Origin of the sequence: Komagataeibacter saccharivorans, assembly GCF_003207825.1 — a bacterium.
Classification (GTDB): Bacteria; Pseudomonadota; Alphaproteobacteria; order Acetobacterales; family Acetobacteraceae; genus Komagataeibacter; species Komagataeibacter saccharivorans.
On record NZ_NKTY01000007.1, the window covers coordinates 13,203 to 30,020 of the forward strand.

At 62.7% G+C, this 16,818-nt stretch carries 22 protein-coding genes; 12 read left to right on the plus strand and 10 right to left on the minus strand.

All coding sequences use genetic code 11. The features are described from left to right. The first annotated feature begins 22 nt into the window (after positions 1-22). Complete coding sequence (locus CFR79_RS06170; RefSeq protein WP_110547268.1) at positions 23-610, plus strand: DedA family protein; 588 nt, start codon at positions 23-25, stop codon at positions 608-610. Positions 611-646: 36 nt separating this feature from the next. Here the strand turns inward: CFR79_RS06170 and CFR79_RS06175 are convergent, their stop codons facing one another. Together CFR79_RS06175 and CFR79_RS06180 are read right to left on the minus strand one after the other, a co-directional pair. Further along, positions 647-1,243, minus strand: coding sequence for a TIGR00645 family protein (locus CFR79_RS06175; protein WP_110547317.1), 597 nt, complete (start codon positions 1,241-1,243; stop codon positions 647-649). A gap of 88 nt (positions 1,244-1,331) precedes the next feature. Further along, on the minus strand, positions 1,332-2,552 hold the full coding sequence (locus CFR79_RS06180; protein WP_110547269.1) for an NADP-dependent isocitrate dehydrogenase: 1,221 nt from the start codon (positions 2,550-2,552) through the stop codon (positions 1,332-1,334). A 231-nt stretch (positions 2,553-2,783) separates the two neighbouring features. On the opposite strand from CFR79_RS06180, the gene CFR79_RS06185 reads away from it, so the two are divergent. Further along, positions 2,784-4,439, plus strand: coding sequence for a phosphoethanolamine transferase (locus tag CFR79_RS06185; RefSeq protein WP_110547270.1), 1,656 nt, complete (start codon positions 2,784-2,786; stop codon positions 4,437-4,439). Between the two features lie 17 nt (positions 4,440-4,456). On the opposite strand, the gene CFR79_RS06190 is transcribed toward CFR79_RS06185, so the two are convergent. Together CFR79_RS06190 and CFR79_RS06195 are read right to left on the minus strand one after the other, a co-directional pair. Beyond that, positions 4,457-4,852: a hypothetical protein gene (locus CFR79_RS06190; protein WP_102325363.1), complete on the minus strand. Its 396-nt coding sequence runs from the start codon at positions 4,850-4,852 to the stop codon at positions 4,457-4,459. Between the two features lie 79 nt (positions 4,853-4,931). Next, entirely contained in the window at positions 4,932-5,549 is a 618-nt protein-coding gene (locus tag CFR79_RS06195; protein WP_110547271.1) for a GDSL-type esterase/lipase family protein, read from the minus strand. A gap of 129 nt (positions 5,550-5,678) precedes the next feature. Between CFR79_RS06195 and CFR79_RS06200 the strand changes: the two genes are divergently transcribed. The 3 genes from CFR79_RS06200 to CFR79_RS06210 all read left to right on the plus strand — a co-directional run bounded on the left by CFR79_RS06200 (position 5,679) and on the right by CFR79_RS06210 (position 7,589). Continuing rightward, the gene (locus CFR79_RS06200) at positions 5,679-6,752 is read left to right on the plus strand and encodes a restriction endonuclease (protein WP_110547272.1); all 1,074 of its coding nucleotides are present in this window, start codon (positions 5,679-5,681) and stop codon (positions 6,750-6,752) included. Between the two features lie 292 nt (positions 6,753-7,044). Further along, complete coding sequence (locus CFR79_RS06205; protein ID WP_258373430.1) at positions 7,045-7,251, plus strand: hypothetical protein; 207 nt, start codon at positions 7,045-7,047, stop codon at positions 7,249-7,251. Between the two features lie 5 nt (positions 7,252-7,256). Then, complete coding sequence (locus CFR79_RS06210) at positions 7,257-7,589, plus strand: DMT family transporter (protein WP_102325366.1); 333 nt, start codon at positions 7,257-7,259, stop codon at positions 7,587-7,589. On the opposite strand, the gene CFR79_RS15800 is transcribed toward CFR79_RS06210, so the two are convergent. Both CFR79_RS15800 and CFR79_RS15805 read right to left on the minus strand, forming a co-directional pair. Further along, on the minus strand, positions 7,566-7,898 hold the full coding sequence (locus CFR79_RS15800) for a hypothetical protein (protein ID WP_181417370.1): 333 nt from the start codon (positions 7,896-7,898) through the stop codon (positions 7,566-7,568). The two genes, CFR79_RS06210 and CFR79_RS15800, sit on opposite strands and share 24 nt — an antisense overlap. 285 nt (positions 7,899-8,183) lie before the next feature. Continuing rightward, on the minus strand, positions 8,184-8,360 hold the full coding sequence (locus CFR79_RS15805; protein WP_162900420.1) for a hypothetical protein: 177 nt from the start codon (positions 8,358-8,360) through the stop codon (positions 8,184-8,186). Positions 8,361-8,634: 274 nt separating this feature from the next. Here CFR79_RS15805 and CFR79_RS06220 point away from each other — a divergent pair, with 274 nt between their 5' ends. Then, positions 8,635-9,129, plus strand: a complete 495-nt coding sequence (locus CFR79_RS06220; RefSeq protein WP_110547318.1) for a phosphate-starvation-inducible PsiE family protein — start codon at positions 8,635-8,637, stop codon at positions 9,127-9,129. 30 nt (positions 9,130-9,159) lie between these two features. On the opposite strand, the gene CFR79_RS15810 is transcribed toward CFR79_RS06220, so the two are convergent. After that, the gene (locus CFR79_RS15810) at positions 9,160-9,321 is read right to left on the minus strand and encodes a hypothetical protein (RefSeq protein WP_162900421.1); all 162 of its coding nucleotides are present in this window, start codon (positions 9,319-9,321) and stop codon (positions 9,160-9,162) included. Between the two features lie 228 nt (positions 9,322-9,549). Between CFR79_RS15810 and CFR79_RS15815 the strand changes: the two genes are divergently transcribed. Together CFR79_RS15815 and CFR79_RS06225 are read left to right on the plus strand one after the other, a co-directional pair. After that, positions 9,550-9,726 carry a hypothetical protein gene (locus CFR79_RS15815; RefSeq protein WP_162900422.1) on the plus strand — a complete coding sequence of 59 codons (177 nt, stop codon included), beginning with the start codon at positions 9,550-9,552 and terminating at the stop codon, positions 9,724-9,726. Positions 9,727-10,099: 373 nt separating this feature from the next. Next, complete coding sequence (locus CFR79_RS06225; RefSeq protein ID WP_102325369.1) at positions 10,100-10,291, plus strand: hypothetical protein; 192 nt, start codon at positions 10,100-10,102, stop codon at positions 10,289-10,291. 26 nt (positions 10,292-10,317) lie between these two features. Here CFR79_RS06225 and CFR79_RS15820 read toward each other — a convergent pair whose 3' ends face one another. Further along, positions 10,318-10,491 carry a hypothetical protein gene (locus CFR79_RS15820; RefSeq protein ID WP_162900423.1) on the minus strand — a complete coding sequence of 58 codons (174 nt, stop codon included), beginning with the start codon at positions 10,489-10,491 and terminating at the stop codon, positions 10,318-10,320. A gap of 81 nt (positions 10,492-10,572) precedes the next feature. Beyond that, complete coding sequence (locus tag CFR79_RS06230; protein WP_110547274.1) at positions 10,573-11,763, minus strand: aldose epimerase family protein; 1,191 nt, start codon at positions 11,761-11,763, stop codon at positions 10,573-10,575. A gap of 135 nt (positions 11,764-11,898) precedes the next feature. Between CFR79_RS06230 and CFR79_RS06235 the strand changes: the two genes are divergently transcribed. Next, the gene (locus CFR79_RS06235) at positions 11,899-12,366 is read left to right on the plus strand and encodes a surface-adhesin E family protein (protein ID WP_174234093.1); all 468 of its coding nucleotides are present in this window, start codon (positions 11,899-11,901) and stop codon (positions 12,364-12,366) included. 252 nt (positions 12,367-12,618) lie between these two features. Here CFR79_RS06235 and CFR79_RS06240 read toward each other — a convergent pair whose 3' ends face one another. Further along, positions 12,619-13,572, minus strand: a complete 954-nt coding sequence (locus CFR79_RS06240) for a hypothetical protein (RefSeq protein WP_258373431.1) — start codon at positions 13,570-13,572, stop codon at positions 12,619-12,621. Between the two features lie 323 nt (positions 13,573-13,895). On the opposite strand from CFR79_RS06240, the gene CFR79_RS06245 reads away from it, so the two are divergent. From CFR79_RS06245 to CFR79_RS06260, 3 genes are all read left to right on the plus strand, one after another. Further along, the gene (locus tag CFR79_RS06245; RefSeq protein WP_258373432.1) at positions 13,896-14,507 is read left to right on the plus strand and encodes a hypothetical protein; all 612 of its coding nucleotides are present in this window, start codon (positions 13,896-13,898) and stop codon (positions 14,505-14,507) included. A 130-nt stretch (positions 14,508-14,637) separates the two neighbouring features. Beyond that, positions 14,638-15,168, plus strand: a complete 531-nt coding sequence (locus CFR79_RS06250; RefSeq protein ID WP_181417371.1) for a hypothetical protein — start codon at positions 14,638-14,640, stop codon at positions 15,166-15,168. A 228-nt stretch (positions 15,169-15,396) separates the two neighbouring features. Further along, positions 15,397-16,797 carry a GntT/GntP/DsdX family permease gene (locus tag CFR79_RS06260; protein WP_110547276.1) on the plus strand — a complete coding sequence of 467 codons (1,401 nt, stop codon included), beginning with the start codon at positions 15,397-15,399 and terminating at the stop codon, positions 16,795-16,797. Positions 16,798-16,818: the final 21 nt, after the last annotated feature.

The following is a 16,818-nucleotide window of genomic DNA, read 5'->3' on the forward strand; positions in this document are numbered from 1 at the left end:
CGGGGTCATTACCCTGATCGTGATGCTTGAAAGCATGGGGCTTCCGCTACCGGCCGAGACCCTGATCATTTCAGCCTCCATCTACTGTGCCGCCACGCAGCGGCTAGATATCCAGTGGGTCGCGCTGGCGGCGGTGACGGGTGCCGTGATCGGGGACAATATCGGCTATCTCATCGGGCGGAAGGTCGGCCTGCCCCTGTTGCAGAAATACGGCCCGCGCATTCGCCTTACGCCGGACCGGCTTCTGCTGGGCCGTTTCCTGTTTCGCCATCATGGCAGCGCCATCGTATTCTTCGGTCGGTTCGTTGCCCTTCTGCGCGTTTTCGTTGCGCTGCTCGCGGGGGCCAACCATATGCCATGGCCGCGTTTCATGCTGTTCAATGCGCTGGGCGGGCTGTGCTGGGCCGGCGGGTATGCCACGGGCGCCTATTATCTGGGCCGCAAGGTAACGCAGGTTTCCGGCCCGGCCAGTATCGCAATGGGTATCGCGGTGGCGGTGGGGCTGATCGCCAGCGCGCTTTTCCTGCGCCGTAACGAAGAACGCCTGACGCAGCAGGCCCTGCGGGAAGCCCGCATGGACGATGCGGCGAAGGGGGCTGACGCGGCGTAATCGGGCGTAGGGCGGGAACGGATCAGGTAATCCGTTTCAGTGCGCGTCCGGTTTCACGCTTTCATGCCGCGCCGGTGCGGCGGGCGCTTCCATCATGCGGTCCATCATCGCCAGCATGAGACCCGATACGACAAAGGCCAGATGGATGCCGACGCTCCATGCCAGTGTCCGGCTTGGGATCGTGTCCACCCGGATGAAATCCGCCAGAACATGAATGGCGGACATGGCCACGATGGAGGCCATGAGCTTGATCTTGATGTCCCCGAACGTGACGTGGCCGATCCAGTCCGGAAAGTCGCGGTGGTTGCGCACATCCAGCTTGGAGACGAAATTCTCGTACCCTGCGAACATCACGATCAGCAGCAGGTTGGCCAGCAGCACAAGGTCGATCATGTCCAGGATGCCGACGAATACATCGTCGAATTGCAGCGTGTAGCTGTCGCGCAGCAGCCCCCACATGGTCTGGAGGAACTTGACCAGAATGACCACCAGACCCGCTGTCAGGCCCAGATAAAGCGGCGCGCATAACCACCGCGCGCGAAAGAAAAGCTGTTCCAGCGTGCCTTCCAGCCACGGCGTTTTCTGCGCGGTGGGGGATGGGGGCGTTACGGCGGGTGGATGGTCGTCGTGCATGACCATCATATAATCACGCCCCCATCCCGACAGGTAGGCGCATCTGCGCGCATGGATGATTTTTCATCCATGCGGCGCGTCCGCGTGTTCAGCTACGCGACAGGGCGGTGCGCAGCTTCGTGTCCAGCACGTCGAGGAAGGGCTGGGTATCGAGCCATTTCGTATCGGGGCCGACCAGCAGGGCCAGATCCTTTGTCATCTGGCCCCCTTCGACCGTTTCGATGCACACGCGTTCCAGCGTGTTGGCGAAGTGGGTCACATCGGGGGTATCGTCAAACCGCCCGCGATAGGCCAGTCCGCGCGTCCATGCGAAGATGGAGGCGATGGGATTGGTGCTGGTCGGGCGTCCCTTTTCATGTTCGCGGAAATGGCGGGTCACGGTGCCATGTGCTGCTTCCGCTTCCACCACGTCGCCCGTCGGGTTCAGCAGGACCGATGTCATGAGACCGAGGCTGCCGAAACCCTGCGCCACGATGTCGCTTTCCACATCGCCGTCATAGTTCTTGCACGCCCAGACATAACCGCCCTTCCACTTCAGCGCGCAGGCGACCATGTCATCAATCAGGCGATGTTCGTAGGTCAGACCCAGCTTCTCGAAATCGGCGCGGAATTCCCGTTCGTACACTTCCTGGAACACATCCTTGAACATGCCGTCATAGGCCTTGAGGATGGTGTTCTTGGTGGACAGGTAGACCGGCAGCTTGCGGTCGCGCCCGTAGGACAGCGATGCGCGCGCGAACCCTTCGATGGATGCACGGGTATTGTGCATGCCCAGCGCCACGCCGGGGCCGGTGAAGTCATGCACGTCCAGCACCTGTTCCGGGCCGCCATCGGCCGGGGCGTAGCGCAGCGTCACCTTGCCGGGGCCGGGAATGCGGGTTTCGGCGGCGCGGTAGATGTCGCCATAGGCATGGCGGCCGATCACGATCGGCTGGGTCCAGTGGGGGACAAGCCGCGGCACGTTGGAACAGATGATCGGTTCGCGGAAAATCGTGCCATCAAGGATGTTGCGGATCGTGCCGTTGGGCGAACGCCACATCTTCTTCAGGCCGAATTCCTCCACCCGTGCCTCGTCAGGGGTGATGGTGGCGCATTTCACGCCCACGCCGTAGCGGCGCACGGCTTCCGCCGCCTCCACCGTTACGCGGTCGTCCGTCTCGTCACGATGGCGGATGCCCAGATCATAATATTTCAGATCGATGTCCAGATACGGCAGGATCAGCCGTTCGCGGATGAAATGCCAGATAATGCGGGTCATCTCGTCGCCATCCATCTCGACAACGGGATTCCTGACCTTGATCTTTGCCATAATACGTTTGTCTGCCTTTATGATTCCGGTTTTCTGGTAACCGTTTTTTATCAACGACTGTTCTTCTGGCACCCGTCTGCGCGGGCCTCCCGGGGGGCGCATTATTAGGCGTCCGGACGGGGGATAAAAAGCGTTGCCGCGCGCCGGTTCATTCACAAACGTGCCATCGCCTGTTCTCGCCCCGGTACCATGGGGCTACCGGCAGGGGCCGCCCCATGGCATGAAACGTCCATGACGATCCCGCCCAGCCCGCCTGCCAGATCCCGCTGGCGTCTTCCGTGCCGACAGGCATGGCCTGATGCGTTGCTGGCCATCATGGGAGTACTGGCCCTTCTGCCCGCCTGTACGGCGTTGCAGGGCGTCATCCGCGCGGTGGTGCTCTGGGCGGTCGTGGCGCTGCTGTTCAACAGCAGGCGGGTGCTGCTGGCGCTGTTCCTGCCGGTGGTCATGCTGTTTCCGGCCGCCGTGTATTACATCAGCATAAGCGGGACACCGCCGGGCTATCCGCTGTGGCTGATCCTGTTTTACTGCTCCGTGCCCGTTGTTGTGGGTTATGTGCGCCCGGTGCTGCCGTGGCTGTGTGTGTGGATCGGGATATGGACGGTGCTGGCGGGGTTCTATCTCGCCCGCCCGCGCGGGCCGGTGGTGCGATGGGGGATTCCCGCGCGTCTGGGTGCGGTCGCCGCGCTGCTGACATGGATTGTCGTGCCGACGGTGCGGTTATGGCAGCATCTGCCGCCCACGCGCGGGGGCACCGAAAATCCCATGGTGGCCATTCATTCACGTTTCGACCGGGCATGGCCGTGGGGCATGGCGACGGGTTATGTCGCGGCGCGGCGCGAAACCCGCCGTGTAACCGACATGGCGCGGCGGATCAGCCATGAACCGATCCATTTCCTCACGCCCCCGCGTATGGAACCGCGACAGGTTATCGTGCTGGTGATCGGGGAAAGCGCGCGCCGCGACCATCACCACATTTACGGCTACGGACCGCCAACCACCCCGGAAATGGAGCAGGTGGACAGCCTGCTGCATTTCGATGACATGGTGACACCCTTCGACTACACGGTCGGCGCGGTGCCGGTCATCCTGTCGGGCTATGACCGGCTGCGGCCGGGCAGTGGGCCGGGGCATGATCTGGTCTCGGTCTTCAACGCCGCGGGATATGATACCTGGTGGATCAGCAACCATCCCCGGCTTGGCCCCTATGACAGCGTGATCGGCGCCTATTCGGAACAGGCGCACCACATCGCCTATACCACCGTGCATGACGGACTGATGAGCAGCCCGGTGCTGGATGAACGGATGCTGCCGGTAGTGGATGAGGCGATTACCGGCGCGAAAGGTCCGGTCTTTATCGTGCTGCACCTGTTCGGCAGCCATGAAAACGCGGGTGATCGTTATCCCCGCGGTTTCGGGGGGTTGGGCACGGCCTATGACAACAGTATTGCCTATACCGACCATATGCTGGCCCATGTCGTATCCACCCTGCATGCCCATGGCGGTCCGGCAGTGCTGTTTTACGTCTCGGACCACGGGGTGCGCGTAAGTGAGTGTTCGGGCGGGATTCCGGCGCATGGGGATGTGCGCGCGGCCTATGAAATCCCGTTCTATCTGTGGGCGTCCGCCGCGTGGCGGGCAACCCATCCGCAGGCGGATCAGGCGGCGCACGACAACCTGCACGCGCCCTTCATGCTTTCCGCCATTCCCGGCAGCGTGCTGGATGCAGCCGACCTGCATTACGTGGGGGACGGGCGGGAGCAGTCCGTCCTGTCAGCCCGTCCCGCCCGCCCGCGCCGCATCATCCATGGCGACAGCAGCGCCAACCAGAATGTTGATTACGACCACAGCCATGATGACGAGCGCTGCCATATCGCCCCGGACTGATGTGGGGCAGGCGGCGATCAGTGTCCCGCCGGATGCTTTTTGCGCCATGCTTCGTAGCGGCGGCTGTCCAGACAGTAGGCAAGGTTCTTGTATAGCTGGATGTGGCGGATATGGGTCACGTCTTCCTGACAGGCGATCTTGTCGCTGTCCGTATATTCATCCCATGCGGGCTGCAGGACCAGCGCGCGTTCCTTTTCCCCCGTGACGCAGGCATTGGTGACCGCATCGCCGAATTCGGTCGTGCAGTCATCCACCACCGGATAGTTCGGGAAGGAAAGGGCAGGGGCGGGCAACTGCACTTCGGGGCGGATATACAGGGAATTGAGTTCCCCTTCGGGCACATCGGCGCGGGCGGCGGGAGCGCAGGCCACGGCCAGTATGCCCAGCAGGGCACAGGGGATGATCTTTTTCATGTCTGCATGCCTTGTTTCAGAAAACGGAACCAGCCGTCATGGCGGGTAATGTGGCAAGCATGGCCGCTGCTGCCAAGCGTCATGATGGGACGCGCAGCGGGGACACCGCGCCCATCCATTTCCGCCATGCGGGCCAGTCGTGAACCAGCCGGGCCAGTTCGGCATATCCGCCGCCCGTGGGATGGAATCCGTCGCCGCGCGCGATTTCCGCACACCACAGGGGGCGCGCGCGCAGGGGTTTCCATATCGGCAGGAAGGGTATCTTCATATCCGCGCATAGCCGGGCCATGGCGTCCGACAGGGCGCGGATGCGCCAGTCATGGTCCTCATGCCCCACGGGCGGCGGCCCGACCATAAGCACGGGCCATGTCTGCCGCGCCTGTTCCAGTATGCCCCGGGTGGCGCGCATGCTGTCCGCCCATGTAACCCGGGTCTGTCCACGCGGCGTGGTGGTGCAGTCATTGACCCCGAAGGACAGGACCACGCCGCCATCATGCCGCCCGTCCAGCCGGGAGCGGGTTTCGGTCAGCCAGCGCCGGGCGATGTCGCAACTGGTCTGTCCGCGCACGCCCAGATTGTACAGCGTGACATCCCGCCCGCCCCGCCGTTCCATGGCGCATAGTCGTCCGGCCCAGCCCTGGCAGGTCTGATCGCCCGTTCCCGTGACATAGCTGTCACCGATAAAGCAGAGTCGCATGTGCGGTATATTACGCGCCTGACGGCCCTGATGCCATGGCGTAAGTGACTGGGGTTTCCGTACTTTCCTATTTTGTTCTCATGCTCTAGTCTCGCCCCGTAACCAAAGCCAGGGGGCGATAACGGAAAGATGGGTGCAGGGATCATGCCATGGCTGTGGTGCGGGTTGCTGCTGGCCCCTGTTCCCGCGCGCGCGGCGTCGGAAGCCTGTTACGTACCGCCCGCATCCGTGGGCTGCGCACAGCCGGGCGCGCTGCACCGGGCGGATAATCTGCCCGCCGGGCCGGGGCAGGCCCATGCGCTGGCCCAGTTGCATTGCCAGCGCGTGGCCACGGGCGGGGAATGGGAACTGCTCGGTCATCATGCGGATACCGTGCTGCTGCGCCATCTGCCGGCGTCTCGTGGCGCGATCTCCCTCTATTTTCTCGCAAGTACTGTCCGGCCTGCGTCGGGTCTGGCGGTGGGGCTGATGCGGCTTGTGCTGGTCGGGATCGCGGCCACGCTTCTCTGGCCCTTCATGCGGTATGGCTGGCGGTGGCTGCGGCGTCGCCGGGCATGGCGGCTGTGTATCCGCATGGTCAACCGGCATGCCGACGCGCTGCGCATACGGCGCAGGCAGCTTGTACAGATCAACAGCTATGGTGTGGAACGCACGGGCCGGTGGCGGCGTGAACAGGCGGAATTCATCAAGACGGTCATCCAGCCAGCCCTGCGCCGCAGTCGGCTGGAAGGCGTATGGCCCAGCATTGCCTGGACCGTGCTTGCCCGTATCGAACAGGTTGCCCGCCAGCCGCTGGCCGGTGCGGGTAACAGGCATGAGGACGCCCGCTATACGCCTGACATGGACCCCATCGCCTATGAACGCTTTTGCGCGGCCAGCCTGCGGGCTGCCGGATGGGACGCGCGCGCAACCCAGCCGGGCAGCGATCAGGGGGCGGATGTGATCGCCACGCGCGGCAGGCTGCGGCTGGTCGTGCAGTGCAAGCTGTATCGCAGTGCTGTGGGGAATGAGGCGGTGCAGCAGGTATCAGCCGCGCGGATGCATTACCGGGGTAATGTGGCGGCTGTCGTTTCCAATGCTGATTATACGGCTTCGGCCCGTGCGCTGGCGCGGTCCAATGACGTGTTTCTGCTCCATCATGAGGAACTGCCCGCCTTCGCGGCCCGTCTGGCGCGGGCACGCGGCAAGGCGTTCATGTCATAACATGTCAGATAGGGGATGGCCGCCCCGTCCCGGCTTCGGTTCATCAGCCCTTTCGGGGCTGTGAAACCGGCACGGAAGGCTGATTGCGCGTACTCAGACGGGCCGTGATCAGCAGATGGGCGATCATACGTGCAGAGTTGCTCATGTATCATACCTCCTATCTTCCCTATACATGAAGCGTTTCGGGAAAGCGAAGGTTTCCTGCAACATTGCAAACAGTTTCCGCGCCGGTTGCGATTCAGGCGTGGCCTGCCCATCTTTGTTGGCAGATAATGGCCGTATGGGGGAAAAGTTGCGACGACATCGTGTAATGCTGGACGGACGCGAACTCTATGCAGGGGCACAGTGGACCCATGTCCAGCGCTTTGCCGAAGCCCTGCGCACGCGCGGGCAGGATGCGGTGGCGATTCGTGATGAAACGCCCCGTCCCCCACGCCAGCCGCGCCCCCGTATGGCCGGGCTGCCGCCGCGTGCCACGCCCGCGTCCACACAGGACTGAACGGCATGGCCTATTTCTATCTGGCCCTCGCCATCGTGGCGGAGGTTACGGCCACGTTCTGCCTGACGCTGTCCAATGGTTTCACCCGGCTGGCGCCGTCCTGTGTGACGGTGGTGGGCTATACGGCGGCTTTCTATTCGCTATCGCTGGCTTTGCGCAGCATTCCTGCCGGCATGGCCTATGCCATCTGGTCGGGCGTGGGCACCGTGCTCATCACACTGGTATGCCGTGTGGTGCTGGGGCAGAAGCTGGATATGGCCGCCGTGCTGGGCATGACCCTTATCGTGGGCGGGGTGCTGGTCATGAACCTGCTGTCAGGTGCGGGAGAGCATGGATGAAAAAGGCTGGCCCCGTCGGGAGCCAGCCATCAGGTCAGTGTCGACCGCCGCCGCCGTGACCACCACCTCCACCGTGACCGCCCCCGCCGCCGGGTCCACCGTGGCCACCACCACCGGGTCCCCCGCCGGGGCCACGTCCACCGCCCCCGCCACCGGGACCGCCCCCGGGACCGCCATGTCCGCCACCCCCGCCGGGGCCGCGTCCGCCAAAATGTCCCCCGCCACGCGGGCCGCCACGACCGCCCCGTCCCATATATATGGGAGCGCCCCCGTAATAATCGCCATACCCGCTGTAATAGCCGCCATCATAACCATAACCGCCATATCCCCCGTAATAGTAGGGCGGCGGACCATCGGCGCAGGCGGCCAGAGTGCTGGCCAGCGCCAGTGCGCCCAAGGGCCGGATCAGTCGTTTCATGGGCAGGCAGTTCCTTTTTTCCAATACGGCGTTCCGTCCTGATCTTGTCAGGTTCATTCTGTATAAAGAAAAAAGGTGGCAGGACGATGCAGGCCGATTTTCATGAAAATCGGCCAGACGACAGGGGCGATGCACATTTGTCCGTACATCGCCCCCGCGCTGACCGTTATGCAGGCTTATTTCAGCCCGTCGGCCTTGGCCAGTTCCTTGACCCGGCGCAGAAGGGAGACGGCGTAATCCTCCCCTTCCATCTTGGAGCTGAAACCGGAGATGGTGCCGGTCAGGCCACCAATATTGACCTCAAGACTGAATTTGCCCTGCGCATCGGGACCACTGGTCGTGACGTTGCTCATGATCGTCTCCTGTCGTGTTGTGACATGCGGGTCCCATATTGGGGTCCGGTTTTCTAGACATAGGATGAATGGGCCGCGATCCAAGATCTCCCCCCGCATGCCTGCATACCGGTCGGCTGGCTTGACAGGGCAGGTCAGGATACCGGTCCCGCCTGTCATGGTCATGCCCCACGGTTTTGCACTGTCTGGCATGTTTCTGTTACAACCCTGATCCTCTCATGGCGTGGCTGAAGGCGGCGTCCTTCATTCCTCAGACCTTTGGCCGCTTACGCTTATGATGACACGCCTGCCCGGCTTTTTTCAGATGGCCCGCCTGTTCGACCTGTTCGAGGAGGGGGTGATGCTGATCCTGACCCTGCTGATCGTCGCCATTGCCGGGACATCGCTTGTGCATGTGGTGGTGGCGGTCTGGCGCATGCTGGTTTCAAGTGGTCTGAACCCAACCAGCCCCGATGTGCTGCAAAGTATTTTCGACATGTTCTTTACGGTGCTGATCGCGCTGGAATTCAAGCATTCCATTCTGGTGCTGCCCGATGCACAGCCGCACAGCATGATCCGCATGCGCTCCGTGCTGCTGATCGGCATGCTGGCCACGGTGCGTAAATTCATTGTCATCGACCTCAAGGAGGTCAACGTGATGGAGTTGCTTTCGCTGTCGGCTGCCATCCTGTCACTGGGTATCGTCTACTGGCTGGTGCGGGCGCCACAGCCCGCCACCGTCAGAACGGATGACCAGGCAGCTTCCGTAACCGCTGGCACCGGGAACTGACGGATCAGGCCCCGGCAACCGGTCACGCCATTATTTCTGGCGCGCCAGTTCGGCTTCCAGCTTGTGGATGCGCTGTTCGAGCGCGCGGGCGTGTTCCGGTCGGTCCTTCAGCGCAATGTCATGCTCACGCCGGACCTGTTCCAGTTCGCGTGCCAGATCGGTGGCGGAAGGAAGATGATGTTCTGATGCCATTGTTCAGGTTCCTGTATGAAAAAGGGTTTCCTGACATGTCGGCACGTATCCGCCCGTCACAACCTGCTGTTTATGCGCAGGAGATATGTCGGGGCGGGTCAATGCTTGCAGCGCCCGATATGACTGGCATGATAACCGCGGCCATGAACCCGGAACCGGGGTGCCGGAGCGTAGGCAGCAAGTACTCCGGCGCAGGCCACCGTCACGACCGGAAAGGGAGATCAGCGGATGGATTTCAAGATGGGCGATATTGTCGCAGTCAGGGATGACGCGTCAGTCAAACCCCAACTGCGTGGCGTCAAGGGCACTATTGTCGAAATGATCGATAATGGTCAGGTCCGCGTGCGCAATGACAGTACCGGTAATGACGAATGGTTTCCCGCAAACGCCTTGCAGCAGGAATAGGCGGCCGGGTGGACTCAGTCCCCTTCCCAAAGGTGTATGAAGGCGTAAGGGTAGGTCAGGCAGGTCCGGACAAGATGCCGCATCTGCGTGGTCCACTGCTGTGGGGTGCGCAACGGTGTCATGATCTGGCCTCCTTGTCGTGTAACGGTAGCGCGTCGGGGCAGGGGGACCATGCCCCTCGTCGTGTGCCGTAAAGACAGGGAAGCATGGAAAATGCAGTGGCAGGGATCACGTATGCATGAGCATGCGCCTGTTGCGCGGCAGGCGCATTGCCGCTGCGCATGCCATGTTTGGACGATTGTGTAACCACGGTGATACAAGGCAGGGAGAGGGTTCCCGTCGGAAACCGGACCGAGAGACAGCGAAGAGATTGATGAACCGCGGCAAGATTGTGAAATGGGCGACCATCGTGTCCCTGCTGCTAATGATTGGCAGCGTTGGCGTTCTGGTGCGTGGTATGACGGCCGACGGGATCGGCCCGGTTTCGTGGATGGTGGCTGAAGGGCTGGCGGGTCTGGGCCTGCTGGGCCTTGGTCTGGTCAATATCAGTGGCGGGCGCGATTAGGCTCCACGCGCCCGCATGGGCATGCCTTATCCCCCCATGCCCGGTCCGCCGGAGCCACCAGGGCCATCACCGGGTCCATCCTGACCGGGGGAACCGGTCATCCCGCCCACGCCGCCGCTCTGGCTCGGGTCGCTGGGTGCATGGCCGGATTCGCACGCCGTAAGTCCGGCCAGAAGCAGCAGCACGGAAAATATCCTCATGGGGTCCTGTATCCTTCGATCACGCTTGAGTGATGTATTTAAGGGGTCATCCCGAGGAATCAACGTTTTCGTCCCTTATCGCTAAGGCTGCATGCGCCCGGTCGGTTCCACGCCAAGACGGTATATGGTCGTTTCGTCGTAAGTCTGCCCCGGCCTGAGTACGATGCTGGGAAAATCCGGATGGCTGGGACTGTCGGGGTAATGTTCGGCTTCCAGCGCCACGGCATCGGTCTGCCGGTAGGTATGACCGGAAGGACCGGCGTACCGCCCGTCGAGCGCATTGCCGGTATAGACCTGCAGTCCCGGCTGCGTTGTCAGCACATCCATCATCCGCCCCGATGCGGGATCAGCCAGACGGGCTGCAAGTACCGGCGTGGATGAAAGCTGTCCGTTGACGATCCAGTTCTGGTCATAGCCATGTGTGTACATCATCTGTGGATCGCTACTGCGCAATCCGGCGCCAATGCGGTGTGGCGTGCGGAAATCCAGCGGTGTTCCCGCCACCGATGCGATGGTGCCAAGGGGCAGCGAGTGGGAATCGGTCGGGGTGTAGGTCCCGGCATTGATCTGCAGGATATGGTTTTCGACCGATCCGCTGCCTTCTCCCGCCAGATTGAAATAGCTGTGGTTCGTCAGGTTCACCACGGTCGGGCGGTCGGTCGTTGCGCGATAATGCAGCACCAGCGCGTTGTGCTGGTCCAGCGTGAAGGTGACATGTACCCGCAATGTGCCCGGAAAGCCTTCATCCCCGTCCGGGCTGACCAGTCCAAGTGTGACGCTGGCATGATCCGGCGTGGTGTCCGTGTCCTCCACCGTCCAGACATGCTTGTCGAACCCCTTGCGGCCACCATGCAGCGCGCTGGTCCCCTCGGTCTGGGGGATATGGTGGATCTGGCCATCCAGCCGGAAACTGCCATTGGCGATGCGGTTGGCCACACGTCCGACGGTCGATCCGAAAAACAGTCCGCCCTGTGCGCTGTCCCTGGTGTAGCCCTCCAGTGTCGGGAAACCCAGCACCACGTCATCGACATGGCCGTTACGGTCAGGGGCATCAATGGCGGCCACGGTCGCGCCATAGGTCAGGATCTTCACGCGCATGCCATGCGTGTTGGAAAGCGTGAATGCTTCCACCTGCTGTCCATCCGGCGTGAGGCCGAACGGCGCGCGTGTGAGTGTGGGGGCGTCCGGCGCGGCATGGGCATCGGGTAGCATCACGCCGATCAGCATCGCCAGTAACAGGGTGCGGTTTATGTGTGAAAAACGGGGGTACATGAACGCTTTCCGTCATTATGGGTTCAGGATGATCCCGTATTGTCCAGACATGCCTTGCTGCTACTGGCCCGATCCTGCAAAACAGTGACAGGAATGCGGGGCCCGGATGGTGCCTGCGCGGATGAAAGGGAGAAAATGGGATACAGGGTTGTGGTGGCGGTGCTGGCCGCGGGTATCGCCTGCGGCGGCATGGCGGACGATGCGCGGGCGGCACAGGAGCAGCCGCTTTCCCCATCCGCGCATCCGGCGGCGAATTTGCAGAAACTGCCCCCCTACCAGAACAAGGTGAACGAATATATCGACCTTGCTTCCGTTCAGGTACACGGCACGCATGCCACCGCCGCCTTCATTCAGGATTTTGACGAGGAGATGATCCGTCACGGCCTGCCTTTCGCTTCGGTCAGGTTTTCGGTCGTCTATAACTGCGCGGCGGATACCTATCGCACCCTGTCCTATTCCACATGGTCGGCCCATATGGGCACGGGCCACAGGATAGCCGATGGCCCGGTGCCGCGTGGCGAGATGGCTGTGGACCCGTCCCTGCGGGATGGCAGGCGGATTGCCTGTTCCCATGTGGCGGGAAAGCATGAAGGGGACAATTGAGTCCTCCATCTGTGGATAATGCGGTAAATCATGTGGATAACGGCGTGGATGAGTCGCATGCTTATCCCATGAATGGCCGGGGAAACAGGTAAAAACAGGCATTCCCCCTTCTGTGGACAGACGCTGGCCTGACCGGGTTGCGCGGGTAAGACCCTGCGGCGTTGATGCAGGGCGGCTGGTCCCTGCCATAACGCATCTGATTGCGTGCGGGTTTGACGCGCCTGTTTTTATGTATGGGCCATCAGGGGGAAGTCAGGGCCTGGGTGTGGCGGCGGCATTGCCGTTCTTGGCGGGCAGGATGTCGTCACTGCCGCTGGACCCGGACACAAGCTGCCACTGCCGGCGGTCATCCTGATAGCGTGACAGGCACATGAACAGCGCCTGATATTTTTCCAGTCGTCCCGGATCGGTCACAAGGGAAAGGCAGGCCGCGCGCAGGTCGCTGTCATACTGCGTCCACTGGGCGGTCAGGCTGGCCTGACTGCCCTGTTCGGCGGTGATGCATTCTCCATCCGTGTCCTGCATTTCGATATGGGCGCGGTCGCAATTGGCGGCGATGTCGTAATGCGGCAGCGCGACCCGGCGACCATGCTGGGTGTCATACGGGTGGTGGGCCAGTTTTTCTATGTCCAGTCCCGGTGTGGCGGCTGCCTGCGCGGGGGCTGGTTCCAGCGGCGGCGGCAGGCTTTCGCCATGCGCCAGCGCGTATTTCGCCATATCGTCCAGCGCCGCCCATCCGCCCTTGAGGGAGAAGGAAACGGGGTCATGTTCAAAGGGGATCAGCGTGCCCGTTTGCGCCGTTTTCAGCGCGTTGACCAGATCGAGCATACTGTCCGCCTTAAGGTCGCCACCCGCCGTGTCCCATTTCTGGCCGGTCTGGAAGGTCTGTAGCGCTACGCTGAATTTGGGGCCGATCATGACCACGGCTGTCTGTATGCCCGCCGGGTTGCGGTAGCGGCCATGGCGCTGGTGAACGGCAAGGCCGAGTGTCCCGCTGGCGGAGCGGTAGAACATGATATCCAGCGAACCCTGATGGGACATGATCATGGGCTGGCCGCCCGCACCGCCATTGGCGAAAACCCAGTCCGGGTCAGCCGCCCGGGCATGCGATGTGGCGCAGAGGGTCCCGATTGCCAGGATGGCAGCAGGTAACAGGCGCATCCCGGCTTTTTCCTTCCATAATCCGCAGGTTGTATGGTCCGCCATGATAACGGTGCGTGACCCACTGGCCAATGCCGCCTGCCGCTGTGCAGGGCTGCGGGCAGGAAAATGAAAATCTTCTTTACTATTATTGTCGGCGACGACGTGGCAGGGATCGCGTTCGGGAGCAGACACACTTTGTCGTAGATCAGCCATGATGCCGCGCCGGGATGTATCATCTTCCTATTGGGGAAAACCGGTCATGCGCTCATGAGCTTCTGCCTTGTGCATAATTATGACAATATGTGTCAATATCACGTTCCAGCGATAGACAGACTTACCCTCCACTCCGATTCGTCGGTCTTTGTTGCAATGGGGATTGTTGCAAAGTGAACAGGAAACAGAATTTTCTACTGGCCTGCCTGGTGATTGCCAGCGTGCCCGCGATGGCACGGGCGCAGTCCTATGACGCAAGCCCGCAGGCGGTGCCCGTGGCCATGCAGCCCGAAGATGAGAACCGTGGCCCCAGCCCGTCGCAGATGCTGGTGGATGAGCGTGCGGGCGGCTGGGTCGCCATCCATCACACGCCCGATGCGGGCGTGCATACGGATCTGTGCATCGCCGGATCGGAGAGCGAGATCCTGATGTTCCGCGCCGATGCCGACTCGCTTCAGGTACGCAGCGCCGATGACCACTGGACATTGGGCACGGGCCAGAAAGGCGACATGACCGTAACGGTCGGCGCCTACAGCACGGTGTTCCACATGCAGGCCAATGACGCCACGACCCTTGTGGCGGATATTACGCCAGCGAACCTGACCACCCTGCTCAATGCAATGGCGCATACGCACATGGCGGTGGTGAAGTTTGGCGATCACACCACCCTCAGCGTCAATCTTGCGGGTAGCGTGCCGGTGCTTGACCGCTTCCGCGGGTGCGCGGAAACCCAGCATTTCGCTGATCTGGGGCAGGGTGCCGGACAGAAGGCGTCGCCTTTCTAGCAGCCCGCCCGGCTGTCGCGCGCATGGCAGCCCGCACGTTGCCTTGTGGTGACATGGGCGGCGTGTATGGCAGAAACTTCCCTCCGGATCGTCAGCGCGGGCTGATGCTGAAAGAGAAGGAAGACAGGACGTGAGGCGAGGTTTGCATGTGGGCGCGCTGGCCGGGCTGGCCATCATGGCTGCGGGAATGACCCCGGCCGCCACCATGGCCCGGGAAGCGAAGACACGGCACGAAGCGGCCCCCCCGGCTGCGGCAACGATGGATGTGGCGGCGTTCCAGACCCAGGCGGGCCAGTATGTGGGCAGGCTGGTGCATGTATCCGGGTGCTACATCACCTCCGCCAATTCGGGTGGGGCGGACTGCGCTGCGTTCCGTATCGCCGACCTGCCCGGTCAGGTGGACTGGAACGGGTCCGTGCCGCTTGATGGCCCCACGATGGAGGAATCATCCTTCCGCAGGGCGCAGCAGATCTGTGGCGATACCGGCCAGCATGAACAGTGCCGGGCCGAGGTTAGCGGCGTGGTGTATGACCCGTTTGGCGATATGGGCGTGCAGGGGCAGCGTAATTTCGAACTGCGTAATGTCCGCATCCAGTGGCTGGCCGAACCCACGGCCCACCCGGCGGAAAAAACGCATGGCGGACATCACGCCGCTCACTGAAACATCGTCCGTGCATGAAAGGGTGATACAGCCCTTTCGGGTGACGTGCGGGCGGGCGGCAGGTTTCCCCCATCCATGAAATCCGGATGGATCAGCCCCTGAAAACAGTCGTCGTGTGACGGACGGCACTGTTTTTCCGGCATGGCAGCGTTGCGGGCTGTTGCGGGATGCCCGATAAGGTCGGAAGGGTCAGGCGGTGCTGGCCGTTCTTCTGCACGGGATTCGCCCATGACGTCGCTCGCGCTGATACTGACCGGTACCGGCTCCATTGCCGTATTGCTGCTGCTTATCCTTCGGCTGCGGCTGCATCCTTTCGTGGCCCTGCTGGTCGTGGCGATTGGCGTGGCGCTGCTGACCGGCATGCCCGTGGCAAAACTGACCGATGCGATTCAGGGCAGCATGGGCCGGACTATGGGCCATATCGCCATTATCGTGGCGCTTGGGGCCATGATCGGCCGTATGATCGACCTGTCTGGCGGGGCTGCCGTGGTGGCCGACGGGCTGGTCCGCCGCGTGGGGGCGGCCCATGTGCCGCTGGCGCTGGTCATCGCCGCCTTCGGGGTGGGCATTCCCGTATTTTTTGAAGTCGGCGTCATCATGCTGATGCCGCTGGTCTATGGCATGGCGCGGCAGACAGGCCGCGCGCCCGCCATATTCGGTATTCCGATGGCAGTGACCATGCTGACCGTGCATGCGCTGCTGCCGCCCCATCCCGGTGCCGTGGCGGTGGCGGGTGCGCTGGGGGTCGGGGCGGGCCGCATGCTGCTGCTGGGGTTGCCGCTGGCGGCTGTGGTGACGCTGCTGACCTATGTGGTCACGCGCCCGATCATGGCGCAGCCCTTTGGCTGCACGCCCGATATCCGCGCCGTGGTGGATGAGGCACGGACCGCAGCCCACAACCATGATGCGGCGGATGAACCGGCCCGGTCCTTCATGCAGGCATGCCAGCGCAACCCGGTCAGCGGAATGGAGATCGTGTCCGTCATTGCCGTGCCGGTGGTACTGATGGTGGCGGGCACGCTGGCGGGGGATCTCATGTCGCCCGGTCGCCTGCGCAGTGTGCTGGTGTTCGCGGGCATTCCCTTTGTCGCCCTTGGGCTGGATGTGCTGCTATGTGCGTGGCTGCTGGGGCTGCGCCGTGGCATGGCGCTTGCCACCGTGTCCGATGTGGTGGCGGCCGCATTGCCGGGTACGGCCATCATCATCCTGATTACCGGCGCGGGGGGCGCGTTCGCGCAGGTGCTGGTTGGCAGTGGCGTGGGCGATGCGCTGGGTGGGTTGCTGGCGGCTACGGGGCTGCCGCTTCTGGTGCTGGCCTTTGTCCTGACCATGATCCTGCGCGTGGCGCAGGGGCCGACCACCGTGGCGCTGATGACCACGGCGGGTATTCTTGGCCCCATGATCGGGCGGATGAATCTGGACCAGACGCATCTTGCCCTCGTGGCGCTGGCCATGGGGGCGGGGGGCATGGCCCTTTCCCATGTCAATGATGCCGGGTTCTGGATTGTGACCCGTCTGTGCGGTGTCAGCGTGCGTGAGGGACTGCAAAGCTGGAGCCTCATGACGCTGGTTGCCGCCCTTCTCGCTTTCGCGGGCGTCGCTACGCTGTGGGGCGTGCTGCCTGCCTGATCGGCATGGCGCCGCCCCTGG

Excerpts from the sequence above, each read along its gene's own strand:
- CFR79_RS06170 (WP_110547268.1), top strand. The coding sequence starts at position 23 with ATGCTTGAAAGCATGGGGCTTCCGCTACCGGCCGAGACCCTGATCATT.
- CFR79_RS06175 (WP_110547317.1), bottom strand. The coding sequence starts at position 1,243 with ATGCACGACGACCATCCACCCGCCGTAACGCCCCCATCCCCCACCGCG.
- CFR79_RS06180 (WP_110547269.1), bottom strand. The coding sequence starts at position 2,552 with ATGGCAAAGATCAAGGTCAGGAATCCCGTTGTCGAGATGGATGGCGAC.
- CFR79_RS06185 (WP_110547270.1), top strand. The coding sequence starts at position 2,784 with ATGACGATCCCGCCCAGCCCGCCTGCCAGATCCCGCTGGCGTCTTCCG.
- CFR79_RS06190 (WP_102325363.1), bottom strand. The coding sequence starts at position 4,852 with ATGAAAAAGATCATCCCCTGTGCCCTGCTGGGCATACTGGCCGTGGCC.
- CFR79_RS06195 (WP_110547271.1), bottom strand. The coding sequence starts at position 5,549 with ATGCGACTCTGCTTTATCGGTGACAGCTATGTCACGGGAACGGGCGAT.
- CFR79_RS06200 (WP_110547272.1), top strand. The coding sequence starts at position 5,679 with ATGGGTGCAGGGATCATGCCATGGCTGTGGTGCGGGTTGCTGCTGGCC.
- CFR79_RS06210 (WP_102325366.1), top strand. The coding sequence starts at position 7,257 with ATGGCCTATTTCTATCTGGCCCTCGCCATCGTGGCGGAGGTTACGGCC.
- CFR79_RS15800 (WP_181417370.1), bottom strand. The coding sequence starts at position 7,898 with ATGATGGCGGCTATTACAGCGGGTATGGCGATTATTACGGGGGCGCTC.
- CFR79_RS15805 (WP_162900420.1), bottom strand. The coding sequence starts at position 8,360 with ATGAGCAACGTCACGACCAGTGGTCCCGATGCGCAGGGCAAATTCAGT.
- CFR79_RS06220 (WP_110547318.1), top strand. The coding sequence starts at position 8,635 with ATGATGACACGCCTGCCCGGCTTTTTTCAGATGGCCCGCCTGTTCGAC.
- CFR79_RS15810 (WP_162900421.1), bottom strand. The coding sequence starts at position 9,321 with ATGGCATCAGAACATCATCTTCCTTCCGCCACCGATCTGGCACGCGAA.
- CFR79_RS15815 (WP_162900422.1), top strand. The coding sequence starts at position 9,550 with ATGGATTTCAAGATGGGCGATATTGTCGCAGTCAGGGATGACGCGTCA.
- CFR79_RS06225 (WP_102325369.1), top strand. The coding sequence starts at position 10,100 with ATGAACCGCGGCAAGATTGTGAAATGGGCGACCATCGTGTCCCTGCTG.
- CFR79_RS15820 (WP_162900423.1), bottom strand. The coding sequence starts at position 10,491 with ATGAGGATATTTTCCGTGCTGCTGCTTCTGGCCGGACTTACGGCGTGC.
- CFR79_RS06230 (WP_110547274.1), bottom strand. The coding sequence starts at position 11,763 with ATGTACCCCCGTTTTTCACACATAAACCGCACCCTGTTACTGGCGATG.
- CFR79_RS06235 (WP_174234093.1), top strand. The coding sequence starts at position 11,899 with ATGGGATACAGGGTTGTGGTGGCGGTGCTGGCCGCGGGTATCGCCTGC.
- CFR79_RS06240 (WP_258373431.1), bottom strand. The coding sequence starts at position 13,572 with ATGGCGGACCATACAACCTGCGGATTATGGAAGGAAAAAGCCGGGATG.
- CFR79_RS06260 (WP_110547276.1), top strand. The coding sequence starts at position 15,397 with ATGACGTCGCTCGCGCTGATACTGACCGGTACCGGCTCCATTGCCGTA.